This is a genomic window from Caballeronia humi, assembly GCF_001544475.1.
In the GTDB taxonomy this organism is placed as follows: domain Bacteria; phylum Pseudomonadota; class Gammaproteobacteria; order Burkholderiales; family Burkholderiaceae; genus Caballeronia; species Caballeronia humi.
On record NZ_FCNW02000006.1, the window covers coordinates 120527 to 144130 of the forward strand.

The following is a 23604-nucleotide window of genomic DNA, read 5'->3' on the forward strand; positions in this document are numbered from 1 at the left end:
CCATGTTCGATCAAGTCGTATTCGCGGGCGGCGGCAACCGCTGCTGGTGGCAAGCCGGATTCTGGGACATCGTGCAGCCCGCGCTGAACCTGCGTCCGCGCGTGATTACCGGCATCTCGGCAGGCGCCGCCACGGCCTGCATGCTCTACACGAACAACGCGCAGTGGGTCATGGACTACTACTCGCACGCGCTGCGCGACAACAAAAAGAACGCCTACTGGGGCAACCTGCTGCGCGGACAATCAGTGTTTCCGCACTACCGCATCTATCGTCAGGCGCTCCTCGATATCTTCAGCGACCAATTCCCGACGCTGCAAACCGCGCCGGAAATCCGCATCGGAGTCTCGCATTTGCCGCGCTGGCTCGGTGCGCGCAGTGCTGTCGCGGCCGGGTTGATCGCGTACAACATCGAAAAGTACGTGCGCAAGACGCTCCATCCGACGCTCGGCCAGGCGCTCGGCTTTCATCCCGAATTCGTGACGGCGCAGGAATGCGCGACAGTCGACGATCTCGCCGACCTGATCCTGCAATCGTCGAGCACGCCGCCGTTCACGCCGGTCCTGCGCCGCAATGGCCGGCCCGTGCTCGATGGCGGCATGGTCGACAACGTGCCCGTCGGCGCGCTCGATGCCGCGCCGGGTGTCGTCCTCGTGATGGTGACGCGCCTGTATCCGCGGCCGCAGACGTTCGTCGTGCCGCACGGCGAGCAGCAGCGCATCTACGTGCAGCCGTCACGCAAGGTGCCGATTTCGAGCTGGGACTACACCAGCCCGTCGCAGATGCAGCATGCTTATGACCTGGGACGCATCGACGGCGAGCAGTTCCTCACGCGCGTGCCGCGTCTCATGAGCGCGGCGGCGCATCTCTGAAACTGGAGGAAACGTGTCGAAAAATCATCGCTACGAAGTGGAAATCGCCTGGACCGGCGATCAGGGCTCGGGCACGTCGCGCTACGACGCCTACTCGCGCGACCATCTCGTGCGCGTGCCGAACAAGGTCGCGATCGAGGCGTCGAGCGACCCGGCCTTTCGCGGCGATTCCACGCGCCACAATCCGGAGGAACTGTTCGTGGCGTCGCTGTCGTCGTGCCACATGCTCTGGTATCTGCACTTGTGCGCGACGAACGGCGTCGTCGTGACGGGTTACGCCGATGCCGCGCTCGGCACGATGGAAGAGAGCGTCAAAGGCGACGGCCGTTTCACGGATGTACTGCTGCGCCCGCGCGTGACGATCGGCGCGGGCGGTGACATCGAAAAGGCGAAGCGGCTGCACGAGGACGCGCACCGCTTCTGTTTCATCGCGAACTCGGTGAATTTTCCGGTCCGCTGCGAGCCGTCTATCGACGTCTCGACGCTTTAACGCCGCCGCCCGCCGACGAGCGCATCCGGATTCGACACGCTCGACGTATCGCCGGCATCGAAAGCGAGGATGTTCTTGAAAGCGGCGCTGAAATAGAGCTCGTAGCTCTCGTGCTCGACATAGCCGATGTGCGGCGTGCAGATCACGTTTTCCATGCGCAACAAGCCGTAGCCCTGCAGGATCGGCTCGCTTTCATACACGTCGATTGCGACCATCCCCGGCCGGTTGTGATGCAGCGCGTTCAGCAGCGCATTTTCCTCAAGCAACTCGGCGCGGCTCGTGTTGACGAAGAGCGCGGTCGGCTTCATGCGCATCAGGTCTTGCTGCGTGACGATGCCGCGCGTGTCGTCGTGCAGACGCAAATGCAGCGTCAGCACGTCGCTCTGTTCGAACAGCGCTTCACGACTCTCCGCGACGTCATACCCATGCTCGCGCGCGAGTTCCAGCGAATGCTCGCGTCCGTGGATCAGCACGTTCATCCCGAACGCCTTGCCGTATCCCGCGACCAGACGCCCGATCTTCCCGTAGCCCCAGATACCGAGCGTCTGTCCGCGCAGCACCTGTCCAAGCCCGAAATTCGGCGGCAGCGCGGAGGTTTTCAGCCCCGACTGCTGCCACGCGCCCTGTTTCAGGTTCGCGACGTACTGCGGAATGCGCCGCTGCGCCGCCATGATCAGCGCCCAGGTCAGTTCGGCGGGCGCGATCGGCGAGCCGGTGCCTTCCAGCACGGCGATACCGCGCTCGGTACACGCATCGATATCGATATGCCCGCCGCCCGCCTTGCCCGTCTGGCTGATCATGCGCAGACGCGGCAGCTTGTCGAGCAGCTGCGAACTGATCCGCGTGCGTTCGCGGATGAGAACGAGCGCATCGACTTCCGACAGTCTGCTAGCCAACTGTCCGAGACCGCGTACCGTGTTATTGAAGACTTTGACCTCGTGGTCGTCGAGCAGATGGAAGCAATCCAGCTTCCGGACCGCGTCCTGGTAGTCGTCGAGGATGGCGATTTTCATGGATATCGATTGGCTTTTGTTGGGCATCAAACGTGCTGCTTTTTCGCTATGGAAGAAAATGGGCGTGCTAACTTCGGGTAATTACCGATAAATTCGGCGATTTTCCGCTTATTGCACCGCGTCAAGGAAATTCATGCACTCGGATGGTATGCTTCAACTCCACTTGTTGGGAACGAAGCACGACGTACCGAAAGAGATCCGAATGCGATAAATGCCGGTAAACCCGGTTATTGGCGAGGAGACAAGGCAAATTAGTATCTCTTTTTAACAGTTTGTTCCGTGCCGACGCAAGCCGCGATTCCAGACGGCCGCGGCCGGCAGACTGATCGGCTCATCACGTCATGCCCGTTTCGCGTAATACCGATGACCGCCGTTTCGCGTGCAGCCCGCCGCCAAACGTTGCCCACGTGTCTTCGGGATTACGCCGAATGCGCCTCTCGCAAGGCAGCGTCGATGAGCGAACACCGTTTTCATCCTTAGGAACGGAGACAGCTCGATGAATCAGCCCGCAGTAGTCGAACAGAACAACACCGTCGAAATCGATGCCCCGGCGTACGTCAGGCACCGAAAACTCATCGACTGGGTGCAGCGCGTCGCCGCACTCACCAAACCGGCCCGCATCGTCTGGTGCGACGGCAGTCAGGCGGAATATGACCGCCTCTGCGAACAGATGGTTTCCGCCGGTACCCTCAAGAAGCTCAATCCAGCGAAACGTCCTAACTCCTTCCTAGCCTGTTCTGATGCATCCGACGTCGCCCGCGTCGAAGATCGCACGTTCATCTGCTCGAAGCGTCCCGAAGACGCCGGACCGACCAACAACTGGATCGACCCGCAGGAAATGCGCACGACGCTCGACGGCCTCTTCGACGGCTCGATGCGCGGCCGCACGATGTACGTCGTGCCGTTCTCGATGGGCCCGCTCGGCTCGCCGATCGCGCATATCGGCGTGGAATTGTCGGACAGCCCGTACGTCGTGACGAACATGCGGATCATGACGCGCATGGGCCGCGCGGTGTACGACGTGCTGGGCACCGACGGCGCATTCGTGCCGTGCGTGCATTCGGTCGGCGCGCCGCTCGCCGATGGCCGGAAGGACGTGCCGTGGCCGTGCAACGACACGAAGTACATCGTCCATTTCCCGGAATCGCGCGAAATCTGGAGCTTCGGCTCGGGTTACGGCGGCAACGCGCTGCTCGGCAAGAAGTGTTTCGCGCTGCGCATCGCCTCGACGATGGGCCGCGACGAAGGCTGGCTCGCCGAACACATGCTGATTCTCGGCGTGACGTCGCCCGAGGGGCGCAAGTACCACGTCGCGGCGGCGTTCCCGTCGGCATGCGGCAAGACCAATTTCGCGATGCTGATCCCGCCCCAGGACATGAGCGGCTGGAAAGTGACGACGATCGGCGACGACATCGCCTGGATCAAGCCGGGCCGCGACGGGCGTCTCTACGCGATCAACCCGGAGGCGGGCTACTTCGGCGTGGCGCCGGGCACGAGCGAAAAGACCAACTTCAACGCGATGGCAACGCTCAAGGAAAACGTGATTTTCACGAACGTCGCGCTGACCGACGACGGCGACGTCTGGTGGGAAGGCATGACGGACACGCCGCCCGCGCACCTGATCGACTGGCAGGGTCGCGACTGGACGCCGGAAATCGCGAAGGAGACGGGCGCGAAGGCCGCGCATCCGAACGCGCGCTTCACGGCGCCGGCGTCGCAATGTCCCTCGATCGATGCTGACTGGGAGAACCCGGCGGGTGTGCCGATCGACGCGTTCATCTTCGGCGGACGGCGCTCCAACACGGTGCCGCTCGTGACCGAGGCGCGCAACTGGAACGAAGGCGTCTACATGGCCGCGACGATGGGCTCCGAGACGACGGCGGCCGCGGCGGGCCAGCAGGGCATCGTGCGCCGCGATCCGTTCGCGATGCTGCCGTTCTGCGGCTACAACATGAGCGACTACTTCGGCCACTGGCTGAAGATGGGCGAACGGCTCGACGCAATGCAGGTGACGCCGCCGAAGTTCTTCTGCGTCAACTGGTTCCGCAAGGGCGACGACGGCAAGTTCGTCTGGCCGGGGTTCGGCGAGAACATGCGCGTGCTGAACTGGATGGTCGGACGGATCGAAGGGTCGGCCAAAGGCGAGGAACACGCGTTCGGCATTTCGCCGCGTTACGAGGACATCGACTGGGGCGGGCTCGGCTTCACGCGCGAGCAGTTCGATCAGGTGATCTCCGTGAATGATGCCGCGTGGCGCGCGGAACTGGCGCTGCATGACGAACTGTTCACCAAACTCGAACAGGGGCTGCCGGAGCAGTTGCCGGAGGCGAAAGCCGGCATCGAGAAACGCCTCGCCGTTTGATTCGGCTTTAGTCGATTAGGACGGTTTCATCGATCAATCCCCATTACCGGGTCTGCATCTGCAGATTCCGGTTTTGGGGCGTCTATCCCGCCAAAATTGGCGCGGCCAGCTTATCCGTTACCCATCCGCTTACATAATCCCCACGCTGATGTTGTGTATTGCGCAACAATCGGTGAGTTTTCACGTTTTTAGGGCGCAAAGGCGCAAGCTTTCATCGAAAAAACACCAAGAATCGGCAACTTCTGCACGTTTTCGGAAGTCCTAGGATAATTCGCAATTGCGCAGCAGAAAATCTTTAGGTAAGCCGCTTTGGCGGCAGGAGTTGTCCCCATGGATCATTTGCAGTCGATGAAGGTGTTCGTCCGCGTGGCGGATCTCGGCAGTTTTGCCCGCGCCGCGAGCGCGCTGGATATTTCGAACGCCGTGGCGACCCGCCACGTCGCGGATCTGGAAGGACGGCTCGGCACGCGTCTGCTCAACCGGACGACGCGCAGCCTCTCGCTGACCGAGTCGGGCCAGGTGTATCTGGAGCGCGCGCGGCAGATTCTTGATGAACTGGAAGACGTCGAGCAGATGGTGGTCGCGCGCAATCACGAGCCGGTCGGGTCGCTGCGGATCGTGGCGCCGGTCGTGTTCGGGCTGCACAACCTCGCGCCGGTGCTTCAGACCTACGCGCAACGCTATCCGAAGGTCGTCCCCGATGTGACGCTCGTCGACCGGCAGGTGGATCTCGTCGAGGAAGGCTTCGACGTGGGCATCGTGATCGCGCGGCAGGTGCGGAGCGCGAGCGTCGTGACGCGGCGCCTGACGACCGGTTGCATGACCGTGTGCGCGACGCCCGAGTATCTCGAAACGCACGGCACGCCGACGCGTCCCGAGGAACTGCTCGCGCATCCGTGTCTGAGTCTGCCGTCGGAATATTGGGGCGACGAGCGCGTGTTCACCGGGCCGGACGGCGAGGTGCGCGTGCGGCCGTCGAACGTGATCGTCGCGAACAATACCGAGATGTTGCGGCAGTTCGCGCTGCTCGGCATGGGCATCGCGATTTTGCCGAGCTACCTGATCGGCAACGACACGACGCGCGGCACGCTCGTGCGGCTGCTCTCCGACTACCGGTTGCCGCAGGTCGAGATCAACGTCGCGTATCCGAGCCGTCGGCATCTGCCGGCGAAGGTGCGGACGTTCATCGATCACCTCGTCGAGCATTTCAGCCAGACACCGAATCACCAGCTCGGCGAGCAGTGGTTGAAGGACGGTGCGGGCAAGCCGGCGATCAGCGAGCAATCGACGGAGCCGCTCGTCGCGCATGCCGCGTATGCGCACTCAACGCCACATCAAGTCGATGGCGAGCTCGGGCCGAAGCTGGCGAAGCAGTCGCGGACACGAATGCGGATTCCAGCGCATTCGCCTTATTGAGTTTCAAGCGCCTCGTGCGTTAAAAAAACGGCCCGTGAAGCGATTCACGGGCCGTTTTGCATGAGTCGAGCAAGAAGCCTCAGCCGGTCTTTTTAGCGGGTGCCTTCTTCGCAGCCGCCTTCTTGGCCGGCGCTTTCTTCGCGGGTGCCTTGGCCGTCTTCTTGGCCGCGGCTACCGCGACGTCGCCATCACCTTCATCGTCACCGCTCTCGGCGGGTGCCGCTGCCGCCGCACCGCGCTTGACGGCGGTTTTCGCGCCCGGCTTCGGTTCCTTCTTCTCGAATTCGAAGCCTATCTTGCCGTCCGGCTGCTTCACGAGAAACGCCTTGAAATTGCGCCCGGTCCGCGACGACTTGAAGTTCGTCAGCAGATCCGTGCGGCCTTCTTCGAGCAGCTTCGCCATCTGATCGCGCGCGATTTCCTGCTGCAAAATCACCTTGCCGGAGCGAAAATCGCAGGTTTTCGGGTTCGAAACCGAGTTTTCGCAGACATAGCTCATGCCGTGCTCGTACACCCGCGAGCGGCATTTCGGGCACGATCCGACCGGCGCCTGCTCGGAGAAATCAGGTGGTTCGCCGTCTTCGCCGCCGCTGTCCTGACCGAAATCGAATTCGAGCTTGAAGTTCTTGATTTCGTCGTCGAACGAGAGCTTCAGGATCGCCGAGAACGGACGGCCCATCTTGCTGCGGAATCCCGACAGCGGTCCGATCGTCTTCTCGCGCAGTAATTCCTCGACTTCCGGAATCTCGAACTGGCGTCCGCCGGGGATCTTCGAGATCGAAAACTCGCACTTCGTACATGCAAAGCGGCGATAGTTTTCCTTCACCTGACCGCTGCAATTCGGACACGGCGTTTCGAGCGTCGCGTAATCGCCGGGGATCGTGTCGGAGTCGTATTCCTTCGCGCGCTTGACGATGGTCTGCGTCATGCGCGCAATTTCCTGCATGAACGCATCGCGATGCAGGTTGCCGCGCTCCATCTGCGACAGCTTGTGCTCCCACTCGCCGGTCAACTCTGGCGCGGTCAGTTCCTCGACGCCCAGGCCGCGCAACAGCGTCATGAGCTGGAACGCTTTCGCCGTCGGGATCAGCTCGCGGCCCTCGCGGACCATGTACTTTTCGCCGAGCAACCCTTCGATGATCGCCGCGCGCGTCGCTGGCGTGCCGAGGCCCTTGGCGGCCATCGCCTCGCGCAGTTCCTCGTCCTCGACGAGTTTGCCCGCGCCTTCCATTGCCGAGAGCAGCGACGCTTCGTTGTAGCGCGCGGGCGGCTTGGTGACGAGGCCATGGGCCGCGACCTTCTCGACATCGACCTTTTCGTCCTTCTGCACCGGCACGAGGTTGGCGTCTTCGCCGGAAACTTCCTTGCCGTAAACCTGCAGCCAGCCCGGCTCGACGAGCACCTTGCCTTCCGTCTTGAATTGATGCCCGGCGACTTCGGTGATGCGCGTCGTCACCAGATATTCGGCCGGCGGGAAGAACACGGCGAGAAAGCGCTTGACGACGAGGTCGTACAGCTTCTGCTCCGGCTCGGACAGCGCTTTGGGCGCCTGCAGGGTCGGGATGATGGCGAAGTGATCGCTGATCTTCGAGTTGTCGAAGATGCGCTTGTTCGGCTTCACCCAGCCCTTGTCGAGCACCTGCTTCGCGTGCGGGAGATAGTTGTTGCTCTCCTTGAGCATCGCGAGCGTGTCCTTCACCGTGGCGATGTAGTCCTCGGGCAGCGCGCGCGCGTCGGTACGCGGGTACGTCAGCACCTTGTGCTTTTCATACAGCGCCTGCGCGAGACCGAGCGTGTTCTTCGCCGAGAAGCCGAAGCGGCCGTTGGCTTCGCGCTGAAGGCTCGTCAGGTCGAAGAGCAACGGCGACATTTGCGTCGACGGCTTCGATTCTTCCGTGACGGTACCGGTCTTGCCGCGACAGGCCGCGACAACCGATTCCGCCGCCGCCAGGCTCCAGAGGCGCGAATCGCGCTGCTCGGGATCGCCCTCGACGCGCTTGAATTTCGGGTCGAACCAGCGGCCTTCGTACAGGCCCTTCGCGGCGATAAACTCGGCGCGCACTTCCCAATAGTCGCGCGGCACGAAGCGACGGATTTTCTCCTCGCGTTCGACGACGATCGACAGCGTAGGCGTCTGCACCCGGCCGACGGTCGTCAGGAAGAAGCCGCCTCCCTTGCTGTTGAACGCGGTCATCGCACGCGTGCCGTTGATGCCGACGAGCCAGTCCGCTTCCGAACGACAGCGGGCGGCATCGGCGAGCGGCTGCATGTCGGCGTCGCTGCGCAGGTGCGCGAAGCCGTCGCGGATCGAGCCGGCCGTCATCGACTGGAGCCAGAGGCGTTGCACAGGCTGCTTCGCCTTCGCGTGCTGCGCGATCAGGCGGAAGATCAGTTCGCCTTCGCGCCCGGCGTCGCAGGCGTTGATCAGGCGGTCGATGTCCTTGCGCTTGAGCAGCTTCGTCAGCACTTTCAGGCGCGATTCGCTCTTTGCGATCGGATTCAGGTCGAAATGCGGCGGGATGACGGGCAGATTGGCGAAACTCCACTTGCCGCGCTTGACGTCGTATTCCTCGGGCGCCGCGATCTCCAGCAAGTGGCCGACGGCGGACGAAAGCACGTATTCGTCGCTTTCGTAGTATTCGTCATGCTTGGTGAAGCCGCCCAGCGCGCGCGCGATGTCGTTCGCGACAGATGGCTTCTCGGCGATGATCAGGGCTTTGGACATGACTCGATTTGGTTGGGGACTGGCTGGGCTCCGGTTTGGGACCCTTTAACGCCGCTTTATAGCACACGGTGCGCGGAGCGCGCCTCCCATGTCATATAAAAGCGGCCTGTCGAATGATGCGCGCGGACGTTTCACGTATCCGCGATGAAGGCTGTTCCTGCCGGTTACGCGTCGGCGAGCGCGGGACGCAGTTTCGGCGCGCCGACGATGCCCGGCAGCGCCGTCAGGTCGACGAGCATACGCCCGACGATCGACGCCTGCGGCAGCACGGTGCCGAAGAAACGCGTCGTAATGGCGTCCTCGATCAGGATCGTCGGGAAGTTTTCGACGTCGAGATCCTCGAAGCGGTCCGCCTGGTTTTCGATGTCGATCCACGCGAAGCAGATGTCCGGATGCGCGTCGGCGAGCCGGTCGAATCCCTCGCGAAAATCACGGCACGTCCCGCACCAGTCGGCGCACAGGCAGGCGACGAAAAGCGTGTCAGGGTCTCCGATACGTTCGGCGATCTGCTCGGCGTCGGTGTCGAGATTCAGCGCAGGCATGGATTTCCTTGACGGTTCTTTTTAGTGCGAGGCTTTTTTGCCGGTAATTTCCGCGAATGTAGCATGAGGCCGCGTCAAGAGCGCTCGATACGCACGAAGCGGCCTCCGGGGAGTGTTTCGATTCGGCCTGCCAGTTCGAGTTGCAGCAGTAGCGCTTGGAGTGTTGCGCTCTGCAAGTCGGTGCGCGCTGCGAGGATTTCAAGGGTCGCGGGGGAATGGCCGAGCGCGGTCAGGAGCCGAGTGGTTTCGTCGGTTGCAGGTGCGGCGCGGGCGGAGGCCCAGGAGACGGTGGCTGCGGGCGGCGGCGCGCGCCTGGGTGTCGGCTTGGCGCGAGCTTCGTCGGCGCGAGTTGTCTCCGCCGCTGTAATGACGGCCGCGTCAACGCGAATTGCCTCCGCCTCTGTCACGGCCTCCTTCTCCATGCGGATCGCCTTCGCCGTAACGCCCGATTCGGCCGCGCAACTTTCCGCTCGCCCGGCGCTTTTGTGGCTGCGTGCTGGCTTATCGACGGCCATTGCCAGATCAAATTCCTCCAGCACATCCTCCGGCGTCTCCACCAGCTTCGCTCCCTGCTTGATCATCCGATGACAGCCGCGCGCGAGCGGCGCGTGGATCGATCCCGGTATCGCGAACACATCGCGCCCCATTTCGTTGGCGAGCCGCGCCGTAATCAGCGAGCCGGAGCGCATTGCCGCCTCGACGATCAGCACGCCTTCGACGAGCCCCGCGATCAGCCGATTTCGCTGCGGAAAATTCTCCGAGCGCGCGGGCGTACCGAGCGGCCACTCCGAGACGATGGCGCCGTCTTCCGCGATCCGGTGCGCGAGCGCGTGGTTCTTCTGCGGATACACGAGGTCCGCGCCCGTGCCGATCACGGCGATGGTGCTCGCGACGCCCTCCAGCGCGCCGTCGTGCGCGGCGGCGTCGATGCCGAGGGCGAGCCCCGACACGACCGTCAGCCCGGCATCCGACAACGCGCGTGCGAAGCGCCGCGCGTCCTCGATACCCTGCGGCGTCGCCCCACGGCTCCCGACGATCGCGACCGCGCGCGCCTGCAGCAGATCCAGCCGCCCCTTTATATATAGAAGCGGCGGCGGATCGGGCATGGTGAGGAGCGCGCGCGGATAGGCAATATCGGCGAGCGTGATCACGTAGTTGCCCGGCATCGACGCCCAGTCAGCGGCGCGCTGCACGTACTCATCGAAACGAGGCGGCGGCGCAAGAACGGCCCTCGCGGCCCTTTCGCCAGCAACCGCCGCAAGCGCCCCGAACGATTGTTCCAGCACAGCCTCCGGCCCACCGAATTCGCCCAGCAACGCACGCAACTCGATAGGGCGCAAACCGCGCGCGTGAGCGAGCCGAAGCCACGCGCGCAGGTCGTGAATAAGCGCGGGAGCCCGTTCTGGCGCGGCGGAGACGGTCAGCAGGTCGGCAGTCGTCATGCTAAAATTTTCATATTCCGAAACACAAAAAGGGTCGTCGTCCGGTTGCGCTCGCGCGCTCGCGACGCACTTACACGCGGTGCTTCCAGAGGCCGGCTGCGTTGAATCGACGAGGTTCAGCCGCATATCTTCCGTACCCCGGCCCTCACCCGCAACCTGGCCGAATGGCCGACTTTCGCGCGCTGCCGTGCGCGCCGATAATCCACAACATGGCTCTGCTCAAGATACTCAACTACCCCGACAAGCGGCTGAACAAGGTCGCGAAACCCGTCGCCGCCGTCGACGACCGCATCCGCCAGCTCGTCGCCGACATGGCCGAGACGATGTACGCCGCGCCCGGCGTCGGCCTCGCGGCCACGCAGGTGGACGCGCACGAACGCGTGATCGTCATCGACATCTCCGACGCGCACGACGAACTCCTCGTCTTCATCAACCCGGAGATCGTCTGGTCGAGCGAGACGAAGAAGGAGTGGGAAGAGGGCTGCCTGTCGGTGCCCGGCATCTACGATTTCGTCGAACGGCCGGAGAAAGTGCGCGTGAAGGCGCTGAACGAAAAGGGCGAAACCTTCGAGATCGACTGCGACGGGCTGCTCGCCGTGTGCATCCAGCACGAGATGGATCATTTGGCGGGCCATGTGTTCGTCGAATACCTGTCGACGCTCAAGCAGACGCGGATTCGCGGCAAGATGAAGAAGCTCGAGAAGGCACTGTGACGCGCTTTTCGTACCACATGGACTTGGATTTGCAGGCTGCCTGATCAATGACTCAATCGCTGCGTGTCGTTTTTGCCGGAACACCGGAGTTTGCCGCGGCCGCGCTCGCGGCCATCCATGCAGCCGGATTCAGCGTGCCGCTCGTGCTGACGCAACCGGACCGGCCCGCCGGGCGCGGCATGAAACTGACCGCAAGCCCGGTCAAGCGTTATGCGCTGGAAAACGGCCTGAAGATCGCGCAGCCCACTTCGCTGCGTCGAAACGGCAAGTATCCGGAGGAAGCTTCGGCGGCAATCGATCTATTGCGCACGACGCCGCATGACGTCATGGTCGTGGCGGCCTACGGTCTGATCCTGCCCCAGGAAGTGCTCGACGTCGCGCCGCACGGCTCGATCAACATCCATGCGTCGCTGCTGCCGCGCTGGCGTGGTGCCGCGCCGATCCACCGCGCGATCGAAGCCGGCGACGTCGAAACCGGCATCACGCTGATGCAGATGGACGCCGGCCTCGACACGGGCGCGATGATCCGCGAGGCGCGCATCCCGATCCTCCCGGCTGACACCACGGCAACCCTGCACGACCGCCTCGCGCAACTCGGCGCGGACCTGATCGTGCAGGCGCTGCGTGATCTCGAACGAGACGGCAAGCTCCCGTCCACGCCGCAGCCGGAAAACGGCACGACATACGCGGAAAAGATCGCGAAGCATGAAGCCGCGCTCGACTGGCGCCGTCCCGCCGATGTTCTGGCGCGCCAGATCCGCGCATTCGATCCGTTTCCGGGCGCGTTCGGCACGCTCGACGGCGTCGCGGTGAAAATCTGGGCCGCCGAAGTAATTACCGGCGACGTGCCCACGAAGGAACCCGGCACGCTCGTCGATGTCTCGATGGACGGCGTCGTTGTCTCATGCGGCGAGGGCGCGTTGCGGCTCACGCAATTGCAAAAACCCGGCGGAAAGCGCTTGTCAGTGCGCGAATTCCTCGCTGGAGCGCAGTTCGCGAAAGGCCAGCGATTCGCGCTTGCCTGAAGCGTAGACGCTCCGCTCCAGGCGCTAGAATTGAAGACTCAACATAGCTAACGAGTCGCCTGGAGTTCCTCATGCTCGGCATCACCGGTTTCACGCTCTTTCTCGTCGCGGTTTTCCTGCTGAATGTCACGCCCGGACCCGATACCGCTTACATCGTCGGGCGCAGCGTCGCGCAAGGGCGGGGCGCCGGTATCGTTTCCGCGCTTGGGATTTCAGCCGGCTGCATCGTGCACACGCTCGCGTGCGCGTTCGGTCTGACGGCGCTGCTCGCGGCATCGGCGGCGGCTTTTACCGTCGTCAAATTCGCCGGCGCGATCTATCTGATCTATCTCGGCGTGCGGTTGATTTTCGCGAAACCCGACGCCGATGCGCCCGCCGCCACTGAACAAAAGCCCAAGTCGCTTCGCCAGCTTTTCACGCAAGGCTTCATCACTAACGTGCTGAACCCGAAAGTCGTGCTGTTTTTTGTGTCTTTTTTCCCGCAGTTTGTCGCCGCCGACAGCCCGCACAAGGTGCTCGCGTTTCTCGCGCTCGGGCTCGTATTCATCTTGATGAGCACGGTCTGGAACGGTTTCGTGGCCTGGATCGCCGGCAGCGTGACGCAGCGCTTCTCGGGCAAGCCGGGTGTGAAACGCTGGCTGGACCGAGGCGTCGGCGGCGCGTTCGTCGGACTTGGAATAAAGCTCGCGACTTCGCACAGGTAATTGAATTATCGGACGGCGCCCATATCTAACGTTTTGCTTACAGTCGGGTCCATGAGCAATCGTGCTTCGGGCCGTTCGCGCGTGACGCGCATCTGATCAAGGGTGAGGAGTTCCACACATGTTCAACTGGGTCAAAACCGCGATGCTGATGGCAGCGATCACGGCCCTTTTTGTCGTCATCGGCGGGATGATCGGCGGGTCGAAGGGCATGATGCTCGCGCTCGTCGTTGCGCTCGGCATGAATTTCTTCTCGTACTGGTTCTCGGACAAGCTGGTTCTGCGCATGTACAACGCGCAGGAAGTCGACGAATCCAGCGCGCCGCAGTTCTATCGCATGGTGCGCGACCTTGCGCAGCGTGCACAGTTGCCGATGCCGAAGGTCTATCTGATCAACGAAGACGCGCCGAACGCGTTCGCGACCGGCCGCAATCCGGAGCACGCGGCCGTCGCGGCGACGACGGGCATCTTGCGCGTGCTTTCCGAGCGCGAATTGCGCGGGGTGATGGCGCACGAACTGGCGCACGTCAAGCATCGGGACATCCTGATCTCGACGGTTTCCGCCACGATGGCCGGCGCGATATCGGCGCTCGCGAACTTCGCGATGTTCTTCGGCGGGCGCGATTCGGAAGGCCGTCCATCGAATCCGATTGCGAGCATCGCGGTGGCGATCCTCGCGCCGATCGCGGGCGCGCTGATCCAGATGGCGATTTCGCGGGCGCGCGAATTCGAGGCGGATCGCGGCGGCGCGCAGATTTCCGGCGATCCGCAGGCGCTCGCGAGCGCGCTGGAGAAGATTCACGCGTATGCGTCGGGCGTGCCGTTCCCCACGGCCGAGGCGCATCCGGCCACCGCGCAGATGATGATCATGAACCCGCTGTCGGGCGGGGGCATCGCGGGATGGTTTTCCACGCACCCGGCAACCGAGGAGCGTGTCGCCCGGTTGATGGAGATGGCGCGCACGGGGCGGATGGAATAAGCACGCCTTGTCTTGACGCGGCGGCTGCTCAGCCGCCGCGCTCCTGCCCGCTGTAATCCCCCTCTCCCCCGCAAGTTACAATGCCTCGTTTGTGCGAGCCGGCATTTTGCCGCTCGACGTCCTGGCTCACACATGACCGACAAGCCTTCCCGCCGGCGCGCCGCTCCCTCGGCCGATCAGCCGAAAGCGTCGTCCGACGCCCGTCTCAGCGCGTTGCATCTCGCTCCTGATTCGCTTGCGTTCGCGCTCGATGGCGCTGCGCAAGCGGTCGCTGCCGTGCGCGCCGGAGCGGCGTTGCCCGCGGCGCTGCAAACCGTGATGGCGTCGCACAACCACGCGGCGGCGCGCGGCGCGACTCAAGACATTGCGTATCGAACGATGCGCCGTCTCGCCCTCGTCGATGCGCTCCTCCACAAGCTCATGCGCAAGGCCCCGCCGCCGCACGTCGCGAACGTGCTCGCGTGCGCGTTCGCCTTGCTCGTCGACGACGAAGCGCACGCCGCGTACACGCCGTTCACCGTCGTCGATCAGGCGGTCAACGCGATCGCCGCGCGCCGCGAGTTCGCATTTGCCAAGGGCCTCGTCAACGCCGTGTTGCGCAACTTCCTGCGCGATCGCGAAAAGCCGCTTGTTGATGTCACGCAAGACCCGGTGGCGCGCTGGAACTACCCGTCGTGGTGGATCGACGCCGTCAAGCGCGGCCAGCCCGACGCGTGGGAAAGCATCCTCGAAGCGGGCAACCGCCAAGGTCCGCTGACGCTGCGCGTGAACGCGCGCCGCACGAGCGTCGCCGGCTATCTCGAAACATTGAAGGCCGCGAACATCGAGGCGCACGCCGCCGGTGAACACGCGGTTCGCCTGCAAACGCCGATGCCGGTCGACAAGATCCCCGGTTTCGACGATGGCGTCGTCTCCGTGCAGGACGCCGGGGCGCAGCTCGCCGCGCAATTGCTCGGCGCGAAAGACGGCATGCGAGTGCTCGACGCGTGCGCCGCGCCCGGCGGCAAGACGGGCCACGTGCTGGAGCTGGCGAAGGTCGAGCTGATCGCGCTCGAAAGCGATGCGCAGCGCGCGAGCCGCATCAGGCAGAACCTGGAGCGACTGAAGCTCGAAGCGGAAATCCGCGTCGGCGATGCGGGCGAGCCCTCCGAATGGTCCGACGGCGATCCCTTCGACCGCATTCTCGCCGACGTGCCATGCTCGGCGTCGGGCATCGTGCGGCGTCATCCTGATATTCGCTGGCTGCGTCGTCCGTCGGACATCGCGGCGCTCGTCGAGGAGCAGCGGCGCATTCTCACGGCGCTGTGGCCCCTCGTTGCAACGGGCGGCGAGCTGCTCTACGTCACGTGTTCCATCTTTCCCGAAGAGGGCGAATTGCAGGCGCAGTGGTTTGGAGACACGCACGAAGATGCGGTACGATTGGACGCGCCGGGGCAATTATTGCCGACCAACGCCCGCGCGAGCGCCGCTTCTTCCACCTCGAACCGGGACGCGGAACCCTTCGCGGACCACGACGGATTCTTCTACGCGCGCTTTCAGAAACGGTGACGATCAAACGCCTTTTCCCGCTTCGGCTCGTGGCCGTGGTCTGGACTGCGCTGGCGCTCTTTCTGAGCTTCGTCGCAGCCGAACCCGCACTCGCCGACCCGATCGCCGTTCAGCGCGCGTCGCTGCAGGCGGACGGCAGCGGCTGGAGCATCGACGCCCGCTTCGAATTCGACCTCAACAGCAGTCTCGAAGACGCCGTCAACAAAGGCGTCCCCCTCTATTTCACGACCGATTTCAACCTCTCGCGGCCGCGCTGGTACTGGTTCGACGAAGAACCGGTGAACGTGTCGCAGAGCATTCGCCTTTCCTTCCAGCCGCTCACGCGCGAGTACCGCGTGTCGACGGGCGGCCTGCAACTCGGCTTCGGCTCGCTCAGTGAAGCGCTCGACGTGATCAAGCACGTGACTTCGTGGCACGTCATCGACCGCAATCAGGTGAAGCCCGGCGAGACCTATATCGCATCGGTGCGCATGCAGCTCGACATCGCGCTGATGCCCAAGCCCTTCCAGATCGACGCGGTCAACAACCGCGACTGGAGCCTGTCTTCCGACTGGAAACGATTCAACTTTACGGCGGCCGAGCGTGCTAAATAAACTCCGCCGCCGTCGCACGGACATGAAGAGCTTCGTCGTTCGACTGCTCGTTTCGACCGTCGCCATCACGGCAGTCCTGTTGCTCGTGATGCTGGCGCTCGCGAGTGCGAACACCGAATTCTTCGATCGCTACTACTCGTGGCTCTATGCCGCGAACGTCGCCGTCGCGGTGACGTTCCTCGCGATCGTCGCGGGGCTCGTGCTGATCATCGTGTCGCGCGTTCGGCAGGGGAAGTTCGGCACGCGCCTGCTCGCGAAACTCGCGTTCATCTTCGCGCTCGTGGGCGTCGTGCCGGGCGCGATCATCTACGTCGTGTCGTATCAGTTCGTGTCGCGCAGTATTGAATCGTGGTTCGACGTGAACGTCGAAACCGCGCTCACGTCCGGACTCAATCTCGGGCGCGGCATGCTCGACGCATCGCTCTCGGACTTGCAGAACAAGGGCCGGCTGATGAGCGACCAACTGTCCAGCGCCGATCCGAATAGCCTTACGCTTGCGCTCCTGCGGCTGCGCGACCAGTTCAACGTGCAGGACGCGACCATCGTCGAGCCGATGCGCAGCGGCGGCGGCACCGCGCCCGACGTGCGCGTGGTCGCGCAGGCGTCGAGCAATTTCTCGGCGCTCGTGCCGGACAACCTGCCTACGCCGCTGATGATCAACCAGGCGCGCGACCGTCCGTATGGCGCAATCGAAGGCGAGGTCGACGGCGAGCCGGGCGTGACCGGCCCGAAGGGCGCGCTGCGTCTGCGCGTGATCGTGAAAATCCCCGATCCGACGACGACCGAACTGCAGCCCGTCGAGCGCTTCCTGCAGATCGAGCAGCCGGTGAGCCAGGCGCTCGCGCACAACGCGGACGCCGTGCAGCGCGCGTATCGCGAATATCAGGAGAAGCGTCTCGGGCGCACCGGCTTGCGGAAGATGTACATCGGCACGCTGACGCTCGCGCTCTTCCTCGCGACTTTTATCGCGATGATGCTCGCGCTCGCGCTCGGGAATCAGCTCGCGCGGCCGCTTTTCCTGCTCGCGCAAGGGACGAAGGAGGTCGCGGAAGGCGATTACACGCCCAAACGCGAGGTGAAATCGCGCGATGAACTCGGCTTTCTCACGCAGTCGTTCAACGCGATGACGCGGCAGTTATCGGAAGCGCGCGCGGCGGTCGAGAACAATCGCATCGCGCTGGAACATTCGAAGGCGTATCTCGAGAGCATTCTGGCGAATCTGACGGCGGGTGTGTTCGTCTTCGACCGTCAGTTCCGACTGACCACCGCGAATCGCGGCGCCGAGCGCATTTTCCGGCAGCCGTTCAACGCGTCGCTGAATCTGCCGCTCGAACAGATCGACGTGCTCGCTGACTTCGGCGCGATGGTCAGGAAGGCGTTCGCCGAGCGCGATGCGGCATCGATCGGCAGCGGCCAGCCGGTCGGCGATCGCGGACACTGGCAGCAGCAACTGGCCGTCGCGGTGCCGGGCGAAAACGAACCGCTCACGCTGCTGGTACGCGGCACGCAGTTGCTGAGCGCCACCGAAAGCGACACCGAAGACGCCGAGACGACCGGCTACGTCGTCGTGTTCGACGATATCTCCGACGTCATCTCGGCGCAGCGGTCGGTGGCGTGGGGCGAGGTGGCGCGGCGTCTCGCGCACGAGATCAAGAATCCGCTCACGCCGATCCAGCTTTCCGCCGAGCGCCTGCAGATGAAGCTCGCCGACAAGCTCTCGCCGCACGACGCCGACGTGCTCAAGCGCGGCGCCACGACCATCGTGAACCAGGTGCAGGCGATGAAGCAGATGGTCGACGATTTCCGCGAGTACGCGCGCACGCCGCCGGCCGTGCTCGGCAACCTGCAACTGAACGATCTCGTCGGCGAAGTGCTGACGCTGTACGGCATCGAGGAAGGCAAGAGCGCGATCGCCATCGATCTCACGAAGCTGCCGGTGATCCGCGGCGATGCGACGCAGCTTCGGCAGGTGATCCACAACCTCCTGCAAAATGCGCAGGATGCGGTGGCCGACGTCGACGAGCCGCGCGTGCTGCTCGAAACGAGGACAGTAGAATATGGCGACCCCGATTCGTCCGGCCATGCGCGTGTCGCGGTGCGGCTGACGGTATCGGATAACGGTCCGGGCTTTTCTGCGCGCATACTGTCGCGCGCGTTCGAACCTTACGTGACGACGAAGGCGAAGGGCACGGGACTGGGTCTTGCAACGGTGAAGAAGATCGTCGACGAGCATGGCGCGCGCATCGACATTCGCAATCGGTCGAAGGCGGCAGAGGTGATCGAAGGCGCGCAGATTTCGATTTTGTTCCTGCAACTCGCGGACGACGCCGCCCAGCCGGGCGCGAGCCCGCCGGCAGCGAGCGCGGCGCTGGGTCACGGAACGACAAAAGCAACAGTGCAGACAAGGGCAGCGTAAATGGCAACCATCCTGGTGGTAGACGACGAAATGGGTATCCGGGAATTGCTCTCGGAGATCCTGAGCGACGAGGGGCATGTGGTGGAGGCGGCGGAGAATGCGCAGCAGGCGCGCGACTACCGTCTGCGGCAAGCGCCCGATCTCGTCCTGCTCGACATCTGGATGCCCGACACCGACGGCGTCACCTTGCTGAAGGAGTGGGCCGCGCAAGGCAAGCTGACGATGCCGGTCATCATGATGTCGGGGCACGCGACCATCGATACGGCCGTCGAGGCGACGAAGATCGGCGCGCTCAACTTTCTTGAAAAGCCGATCGCGCTGCAAAAGCTGCTGAAGGCGGTCGAGCAGGGTCTGGTGCACGGTACAGCGGCGGCGCCGATCCTCTCGACGACGGCGAAGCCTCCGTTGCCGGCGGGCGCATCGAGCGTGCCGGCCGCGGCGGCGCTGCCGAGCGCGTCGGCGTTGAATGCGTCGGGGGACTCCGGTGCGGCTGGAACGGCGCACGCGCAGCCGGGGCAGACGGCATCGATTTCCTTCGACATCCCGTTGCGCGACGCCCGCGATGCCTTCGAGCGCGCGTACTTCGAGTATCACCTCGCACGCGAGAACGGCAGCATGACGCGCGTCGCGGAGAAGACCGGGCTCGAGCGGACGCACTTGTATCGCAAGCTGAAGCAGCTCGGCGTCGATCTCGGAAAGAACAAAAGCGAGGCCTGAGGCCCTGCTGGCGGCCTTTCCGCGATTTTAGGAAAATTGCCCAAAAGCCCTTGAGCGACATAAACCGCTTTGATATACTCTCGTTCTCGTTGGCCCGGTAGCTCAGTTGGTAGAGCAGCGGATTGAAAATCCGCGTGTCGTTGGTTCGATTCCGACCCAGGCCACCAAGTTGCAAGGAAGCCCAAGAGCCTATCGGTTCTTGGGCTTTTTCCTTTGTGGTGACGCTGAGCCGGAAAAATAGTGCCGTGCTAAAATCTCAAGCGATTTAAGGACTTGCGCTACCTTCATCGGCTCGCAGGTCCTTTTTGTTTGAGCGGCTGAAAGTCCACGTGAAGCATTCGTCGCTGGCGGCAGCGTCCTATCAGCGGCATAACTACCGCTCGCGCCTGCCTCGATCCACGCCGCCTATACTGGACGAGCCGGCCCGGCCGGCCGCGTCGCCCGATGTGGACCGCAATCTTGCGCGACATCCCGCGCCGCGCCACATCAGACACTTTCACGGAGTTTCACGGTGACTCGGATAGACGCTAAGGACAGCGCGCTCGTGCTGTTTTCCGGCGGCCAGGACTCGGCCACGTGCCTCGCCTGGGCACTCGAACGCTACACGACCGTCGAGACGCTCGGCTTCGATTACGGCCAGCGGCATCGCGTCGAACTGGAATGTCGTGGCGGCTTTCGCGCTGCGGTCGTGCGGGAGTTTCCGCAATGGGCCGGTCGCCTCGGCGAGGACCACATGATCGATTTGTCGGTGCTCGGCGCGATCAGCGACACCGCGATGACCCGCGAAATCGAAATCAAGGCGACCGCGAGCGGCTTGCCGAACACGTTCGTGCCGGGCCGCAACCTGATGTTCATGACGATCGCGGCGGCGGTTGCGTATCGGCGCGGACTGAAGGTGCTGGTTGGCGGCATGTGCGAAACGGACTTCTCGGGCTATCCCGACTGCCGCGACGACACCATGAAAGCGCTGCAAGTTGCGCTGAACCTCGGCATGGAGACGCGCTACGCGCTTGAAACACCGCTGATGTGGCTCGATAAAGCCGACACCTGGCGACTCGCCGAGCAACTCGGCGGCGAAACGCTCGTCGAGCTGATTCGCGTCGAGACACATACGTGCTATGTCGGCGAGCGCGCCGAGCTGCACGAGTGGGGCTTCGGCTGCGGCCAGTGTCCGGCGTGCAAGCTGCGCAAGCGCGGTTTCGAGGCGTATCGCGCGGGCGAGCAGGTTACGACCGAGCCGGTCTGAACACTTTTGGAAACGACAGAGCAGTCATGACGTACGCGGTAAAGGAAATTTTCTACACGTTGCAAGGCGAGGGCGCGAACGCCGGACGCCCGGCCGTGTTTTGCCGGTTCGCCGGCTGCAACCTCTGGTCGGGTCGCGAGGAAGATCGCGCGGACGCCGTCTGCCAGTTCTGCGACACCGATTTCGTCGGCACCGACGGCGAAAACGGCGGCAAATACCGCACGCCGGCCGATCTGGTCGCGATGATCGCGTCGCTCTGGCCCGAGGGCGAGGCGCACAGGTTCGTCGTGTGTACCGGCGGCGAGCCGATGCTCCAGATCGACCAGCCGTTCGTCGATGCGCTGCACGAAGCCGGCTTCGAGATCGCGATCGAAACGAACGGCTCGCTGCCGGTGCTCGAAACGATCGACTGGATTTGTGTGAGTCCGAAGGCCGATGCGCCGCTCGTCGTGACGAAGGGCAACGAGCTGAAAGTGGTCGTGCCGCAGGACAACCAGCGTCTTGCCGACTACGCGCAGCTCGACTTTGAGTATTTCCTGGTCCAGCCGATGGACGGCCCGTCGCGTGACATCAACACGAAGCTCGCGATCGACTGGTGTAAACGCCATCCGAAGTGGCGCCTGTCGATGCAGACCCACAAGTACCTGAACATCCCCTGATACAGAACGATCCAGAACGATTGAGCCGACGTGCAGACGATTACCCGAAAACTCGAATTCGACGCGGGCCACCGCATCCCCGATCACCGCAGCCAGTGCCGTAACCTGCACGGGCATCGCTACGTGCTCGAAATCACGCTGCAAGGCGATCTCGTCGATACGGAAGGCGCGCCGGATCGCGGCATGGTGATGGATTTCGCCGACGTCAAATCGCTCGCGATGGAGCATCTGGTGAACAAGTGGGACCACGCGTTCCTCGTCTACGAAGGCGACACGCAGGTGCGCGAATTCCTCGATTCGATGGCGGGCCACAAGACCGTCGTGCTCGACCGCATTCCGACGGTGGAAAACATGGCGGCCGTGGCGTTCGGCATCCTCGCCGATGTCTACGACGCCCACTACGGTGTGAACCTCAAGCTGAAGCGCGTGCGCCTGTACGAAACGCCGAATTGCTGGGCCGACGTCGAACGCGCCTGAGCCTTCGGGCGCGTCCGGACGCTCCATTATTCTCACGGTATGATCGCTCGATAAGCCGCTTCTGATCCGGGCGGCGCACACGGAGCGAGACCATGCCGTCATCCTTCTTCTGCCCGTCACGCAGCGCGGCTCCCCGGGGAGCCGCGCGATGAGCACCTTCACCAATCCCCTGAAACAACGTCTCGCCGAATCCGGCACGCTGTACGGCTTGTGGCTGTCGCTCGGAAGTGCCGATGCCGCCGAAGCGCTCGCGCACGCCGGCTTCGACTGGCTTTGCATCGACATGGAGCATTCGGCGAACGACAGTCGCGACGTCACCGACCAGTTGCGCGCGATCGGCGCCGCGCATCTGCCGAGCGAGCCGATCGTGCGCGTGCCCGCCGCCGAGGGCTGGCTCGTCAAGCGTGTGCTCGATGCCGGCGCGCGAACGTTGATGTTTCCGAACGTCGAGTCGGCGCAGGAGGCGGCACGCATCGTGCAACTCACGCAATACCCGACGACGGAAGCGCGCGACGGCCTGCGCGGCGCTGCCGGCGCGGTGCGCGCGGCGGCGTACGGCATGCGTCGCGACTACATGACGACCGCCAACGCGCAGATCGCGACGATCGTGCAGATCGAATCGGCGGCGGCGCTCGAAGCGGTCGATGCGATCGCCGCGACGCCGGGCATCGATTGCCTGTTCATCGGCCCGGCTGATCTTGCCGCGAGCTTAGGCCACCTCGGCGACGCGAAGCATCCCGACGTGCAATCCGCGATCGACAGAATCGTCGATGCCGCGAAGCGCGCGGGCATCGCGAGCGGCATCTTCGCGCTCGATACCGCGAGCGCGCGGCAGTACGCGCAGGCGGGCGTCCGGGTGATCGCGCTGGCATCGGATGCGATTTGGCTGTTGAAGGCGACGCGTCAGGCGTTGCAGGAGGTTCGAACATGACTACGGGATTCCGGTCGGGCGCAGTGGCGGCGTCGATGGCGCTCTTCGTCGCGTTCTGCGGCGCAGCGCATGCGCAGACCCAGCTCAAATCCACCGATCTCGCGACGCAAAACGCCGTCGCCAACTACAACGCGGGCAATCTGAATGCGGCGCGCTCGGAGTTCAAGCGCGCGGCGCAGAAAGGCAGTCGCCTCGCCGAATTCAACTACGCGATGATGCTGCTCAACGGCGAAGGCGGCCCCGCCGACGTAGACGAAGGCAAGGTATGGCTACGCCGCGCCGCCGACGCCGACATGACGCACGCGCAGTACGTCTACGGAAAGATGTACGACGACGGCCAGTTCGTCGACAAGGACCCGGCGGAGGCGCATCGCTGGTTCCTGCGCGCCGCGAACCAAGGGCACGTCCAGGCGGAACTCGCGCTCGCAAACCAGTTCCTCGACGGCCGCGGCACCGCGCGCGACAACACGCAGGCGTTCGCCTGGTACAAGAAAGCAGCGCAGGGCGGCGACATGACCGCGCAATACGTCGCGGGCTCGTTCTACGAGCGCGGCGGCGATGGCGTCGAGCGCAATCTGAATGTCGCACGCGCGTATTACGCGGCGGCGGCGGCGCAGGGCGATCCGGCCGCGAAGCTGAAATATCTGCAGCTCAGCGCGGAACTGGAGCGCAGCAAGCCGCAATAGCAAAAGGCCGTTCGGAGCGATCCGGAACGGCCTTTTGACATCGGAAGCAGAGAG

The 23604-nt window shown here is 63.9% G+C and carries 21 protein-coding genes and 1 tRNA gene; 18 read left to right on the top strand and 4 right to left on the bottom strand.

Features of this window, described 5'->3' with window-relative positions; all coding sequences use genetic code 11:
• Positions 1-2: 2 nt before the first annotated feature.
• Positions 3-869 carry a patatin-like phospholipase family protein gene (locus AWB65_RS09340; RefSeq protein ID WP_087666896.1) on the top strand — a complete coding sequence of 289 codons (867 nt, stop codon included), beginning with the start codon at positions 3-5 and terminating at the stop codon, positions 867-869.
• 13 nt (positions 870-882) lie between these two features.
• A complete protein-coding gene (locus AWB65_RS09345) occupies positions 883-1359 on the top strand; it encodes an OsmC family protein (protein ID WP_087666897.1) in 477 nt (158 codons plus the stop codon).
• On the opposite strand, the gene AWB65_RS09350 is transcribed toward AWB65_RS09345, so the two are convergent.
• Positions 1356-2372 (bottom strand): D-2-hydroxyacid dehydrogenase family protein, encoded by a 1017-nt coding sequence (locus AWB65_RS09350; protein ID WP_087666898.1) that lies wholly within the window; start codon positions 2370-2372, stop codon positions 1356-1358. The genes AWB65_RS09345 and AWB65_RS09350 overlap by 4 nt on opposite strands.
• A gap of 496 nt (positions 2373-2868) precedes the next feature.
• On the opposite strand from AWB65_RS09350, the gene AWB65_RS09355 reads away from it, so the two are divergent.
• The gene (locus AWB65_RS09355; RefSeq protein ID WP_087666899.1) at positions 2869-4734 is read left to right on the top strand and encodes a phosphoenolpyruvate carboxykinase (GTP); all 1866 of its coding nucleotides are present in this window, start codon (positions 2869-2871) and stop codon (positions 4732-4734) included.
• 330 nt (positions 4735-5064) lie between these two features.
• Positions 5065-6150: a transcriptional regulator GvmR gene (gvmR, locus tag AWB65_RS09360; RefSeq protein WP_087666900.1), complete on the top strand. Its 1086-nt coding sequence runs from the start codon at positions 5065-5067 to the stop codon at positions 6148-6150.
• A 79-nt stretch (positions 6151-6229) separates the two neighbouring features.
• Here the strand turns inward: gvmR and AWB65_RS09365 are convergent, their stop codons facing one another.
• The 3 genes from AWB65_RS09365 to dprA form a co-directional block, all read right to left on the bottom strand.
• Complete coding sequence (locus AWB65_RS09365) at positions 6230-8875, bottom strand: DNA topoisomerase III (RefSeq protein ID WP_087666901.1); 2646 nt, start codon at positions 8873-8875, stop codon at positions 6230-6232.
• A 164-nt stretch (positions 8876-9039) separates the two neighbouring features.
• The gene (locus tag AWB65_RS09370) at positions 9040-9417 is read right to left on the bottom strand and encodes a thioredoxin family protein (protein WP_087666902.1); all 378 of its coding nucleotides are present in this window, start codon (positions 9415-9417) and stop codon (positions 9040-9042) included.
• A 74-nt stretch (positions 9418-9491) separates the two neighbouring features.
• Positions 9492-10859 carry a DNA-processing protein DprA gene (gene dprA / locus AWB65_RS09375; protein WP_087666986.1) on the bottom strand — a complete coding sequence of 456 codons (1368 nt, stop codon included), beginning with the start codon at positions 10857-10859 and terminating at the stop codon, positions 9492-9494.
• Between the two features lie 209 nt (positions 10860-11068).
• Here dprA and def point away from each other — a divergent pair, with 209 nt between their 5' ends.
• The 14 genes from def (at position 11069) to AWB65_RS09445 (ending at position 23550) form a co-directional block, all read left to right on the top strand.
• A complete protein-coding gene (gene def / locus AWB65_RS09380; RefSeq protein WP_087666987.1) occupies positions 11069-11572 on the top strand; it encodes a peptide deformylase in 504 nt (167 codons plus the stop codon).
• Between the two features lie 47 nt (positions 11573-11619).
• Complete coding sequence (gene fmt / locus AWB65_RS09385) at positions 11620-12597, top strand: methionyl-tRNA formyltransferase (protein ID WP_087666903.1); 978 nt, start codon at positions 11620-11622, stop codon at positions 12595-12597.
• A gap of 71 nt (positions 12598-12668) precedes the next feature.
• Positions 12669-13301, top strand: a complete 633-nt coding sequence (locus AWB65_RS09390) for a LysE family translocator (RefSeq protein WP_087666904.1) — start codon at positions 12669-12671, stop codon at positions 13299-13301.
• 118 nt (positions 13302-13419) lie between these two features.
• A complete protein-coding gene (htpX, locus tag AWB65_RS09395) occupies positions 13420-14277 on the top strand; it encodes a zinc metalloprotease HtpX (protein WP_087657716.1) in 858 nt (285 codons plus the stop codon).
• Positions 14278-14409: 132 nt separating this feature from the next.
• Positions 14410-15825: a 16S rRNA (cytosine(967)-C(5))-methyltransferase RsmB gene (gene rsmB / locus AWB65_RS09400; protein WP_087666905.1), complete on the top strand. Its 1416-nt coding sequence runs from the start codon at positions 14410-14412 to the stop codon at positions 15823-15825.
• Positions 15822-16418, top strand: a complete 597-nt coding sequence (locus AWB65_RS09405; protein WP_087666906.1) for a DUF4390 domain-containing protein — start codon at positions 15822-15824, stop codon at positions 16416-16418. The genes rsmB and AWB65_RS09405 overlap by 4 nt, the downstream gene beginning before the upstream one ends.
• A 22-nt stretch (positions 16419-16440) precedes the next feature.
• A complete protein-coding gene (locus AWB65_RS09410) occupies positions 16441-18834 on the top strand; it encodes a sensor histidine kinase (protein WP_087666907.1) in 2394 nt (797 codons plus the stop codon).
• A complete protein-coding gene (esaR, locus tag AWB65_RS09415) occupies positions 18835-19551 on the top strand; it encodes a response regulator transcription factor EsaR (protein ID WP_087666908.1) in 717 nt (238 codons plus the stop codon).
• Positions 19552-19642: 91 nt separating this feature from the next.
• Positions 19643-19718 (top strand) — tRNA-Phe (locus tag AWB65_RS09420).
• A gap of 344 nt (positions 19719-20062) precedes the next feature.
• Positions 20063-20797, top strand: a complete 735-nt coding sequence (gene queC / locus AWB65_RS09425) for a 7-cyano-7-deazaguanine synthase QueC (RefSeq protein ID WP_087666909.1) — start codon at positions 20063-20065, stop codon at positions 20795-20797.
• 26 nt (positions 20798-20823) lie between these two features.
• The gene (gene queE / locus AWB65_RS09430; protein ID WP_087666910.1) at positions 20824-21456 is read left to right on the top strand and encodes a 7-carboxy-7-deazaguanine synthase; all 633 of its coding nucleotides are present in this window, start codon (positions 20824-20826) and stop codon (positions 21454-21456) included.
• A gap of 30 nt (positions 21457-21486) precedes the next feature.
• Positions 21487-21933, top strand: a complete 447-nt coding sequence (gene queD, locus AWB65_RS09435) for a 6-carboxytetrahydropterin synthase QueD (protein ID WP_087657723.1) — start codon at positions 21487-21489, stop codon at positions 21931-21933.
• A gap of 148 nt (positions 21934-22081) precedes the next feature.
• Positions 22082-22864 carry an HpcH/HpaI aldolase family protein gene (locus AWB65_RS09440; RefSeq protein ID WP_087666911.1) on the top strand — a complete coding sequence of 261 codons (783 nt, stop codon included), beginning with the start codon at positions 22082-22084 and terminating at the stop codon, positions 22862-22864.
• 35 nt (positions 22865-22899) lie between these two features.
• Positions 22900-23550: a tetratricopeptide repeat protein gene (locus AWB65_RS09445; protein WP_235007566.1), complete on the top strand. Its 651-nt coding sequence runs from the start codon at positions 22900-22902 to the stop codon at positions 23548-23550.
• Positions 23551-23604 lie beyond the last annotated feature (54 nt).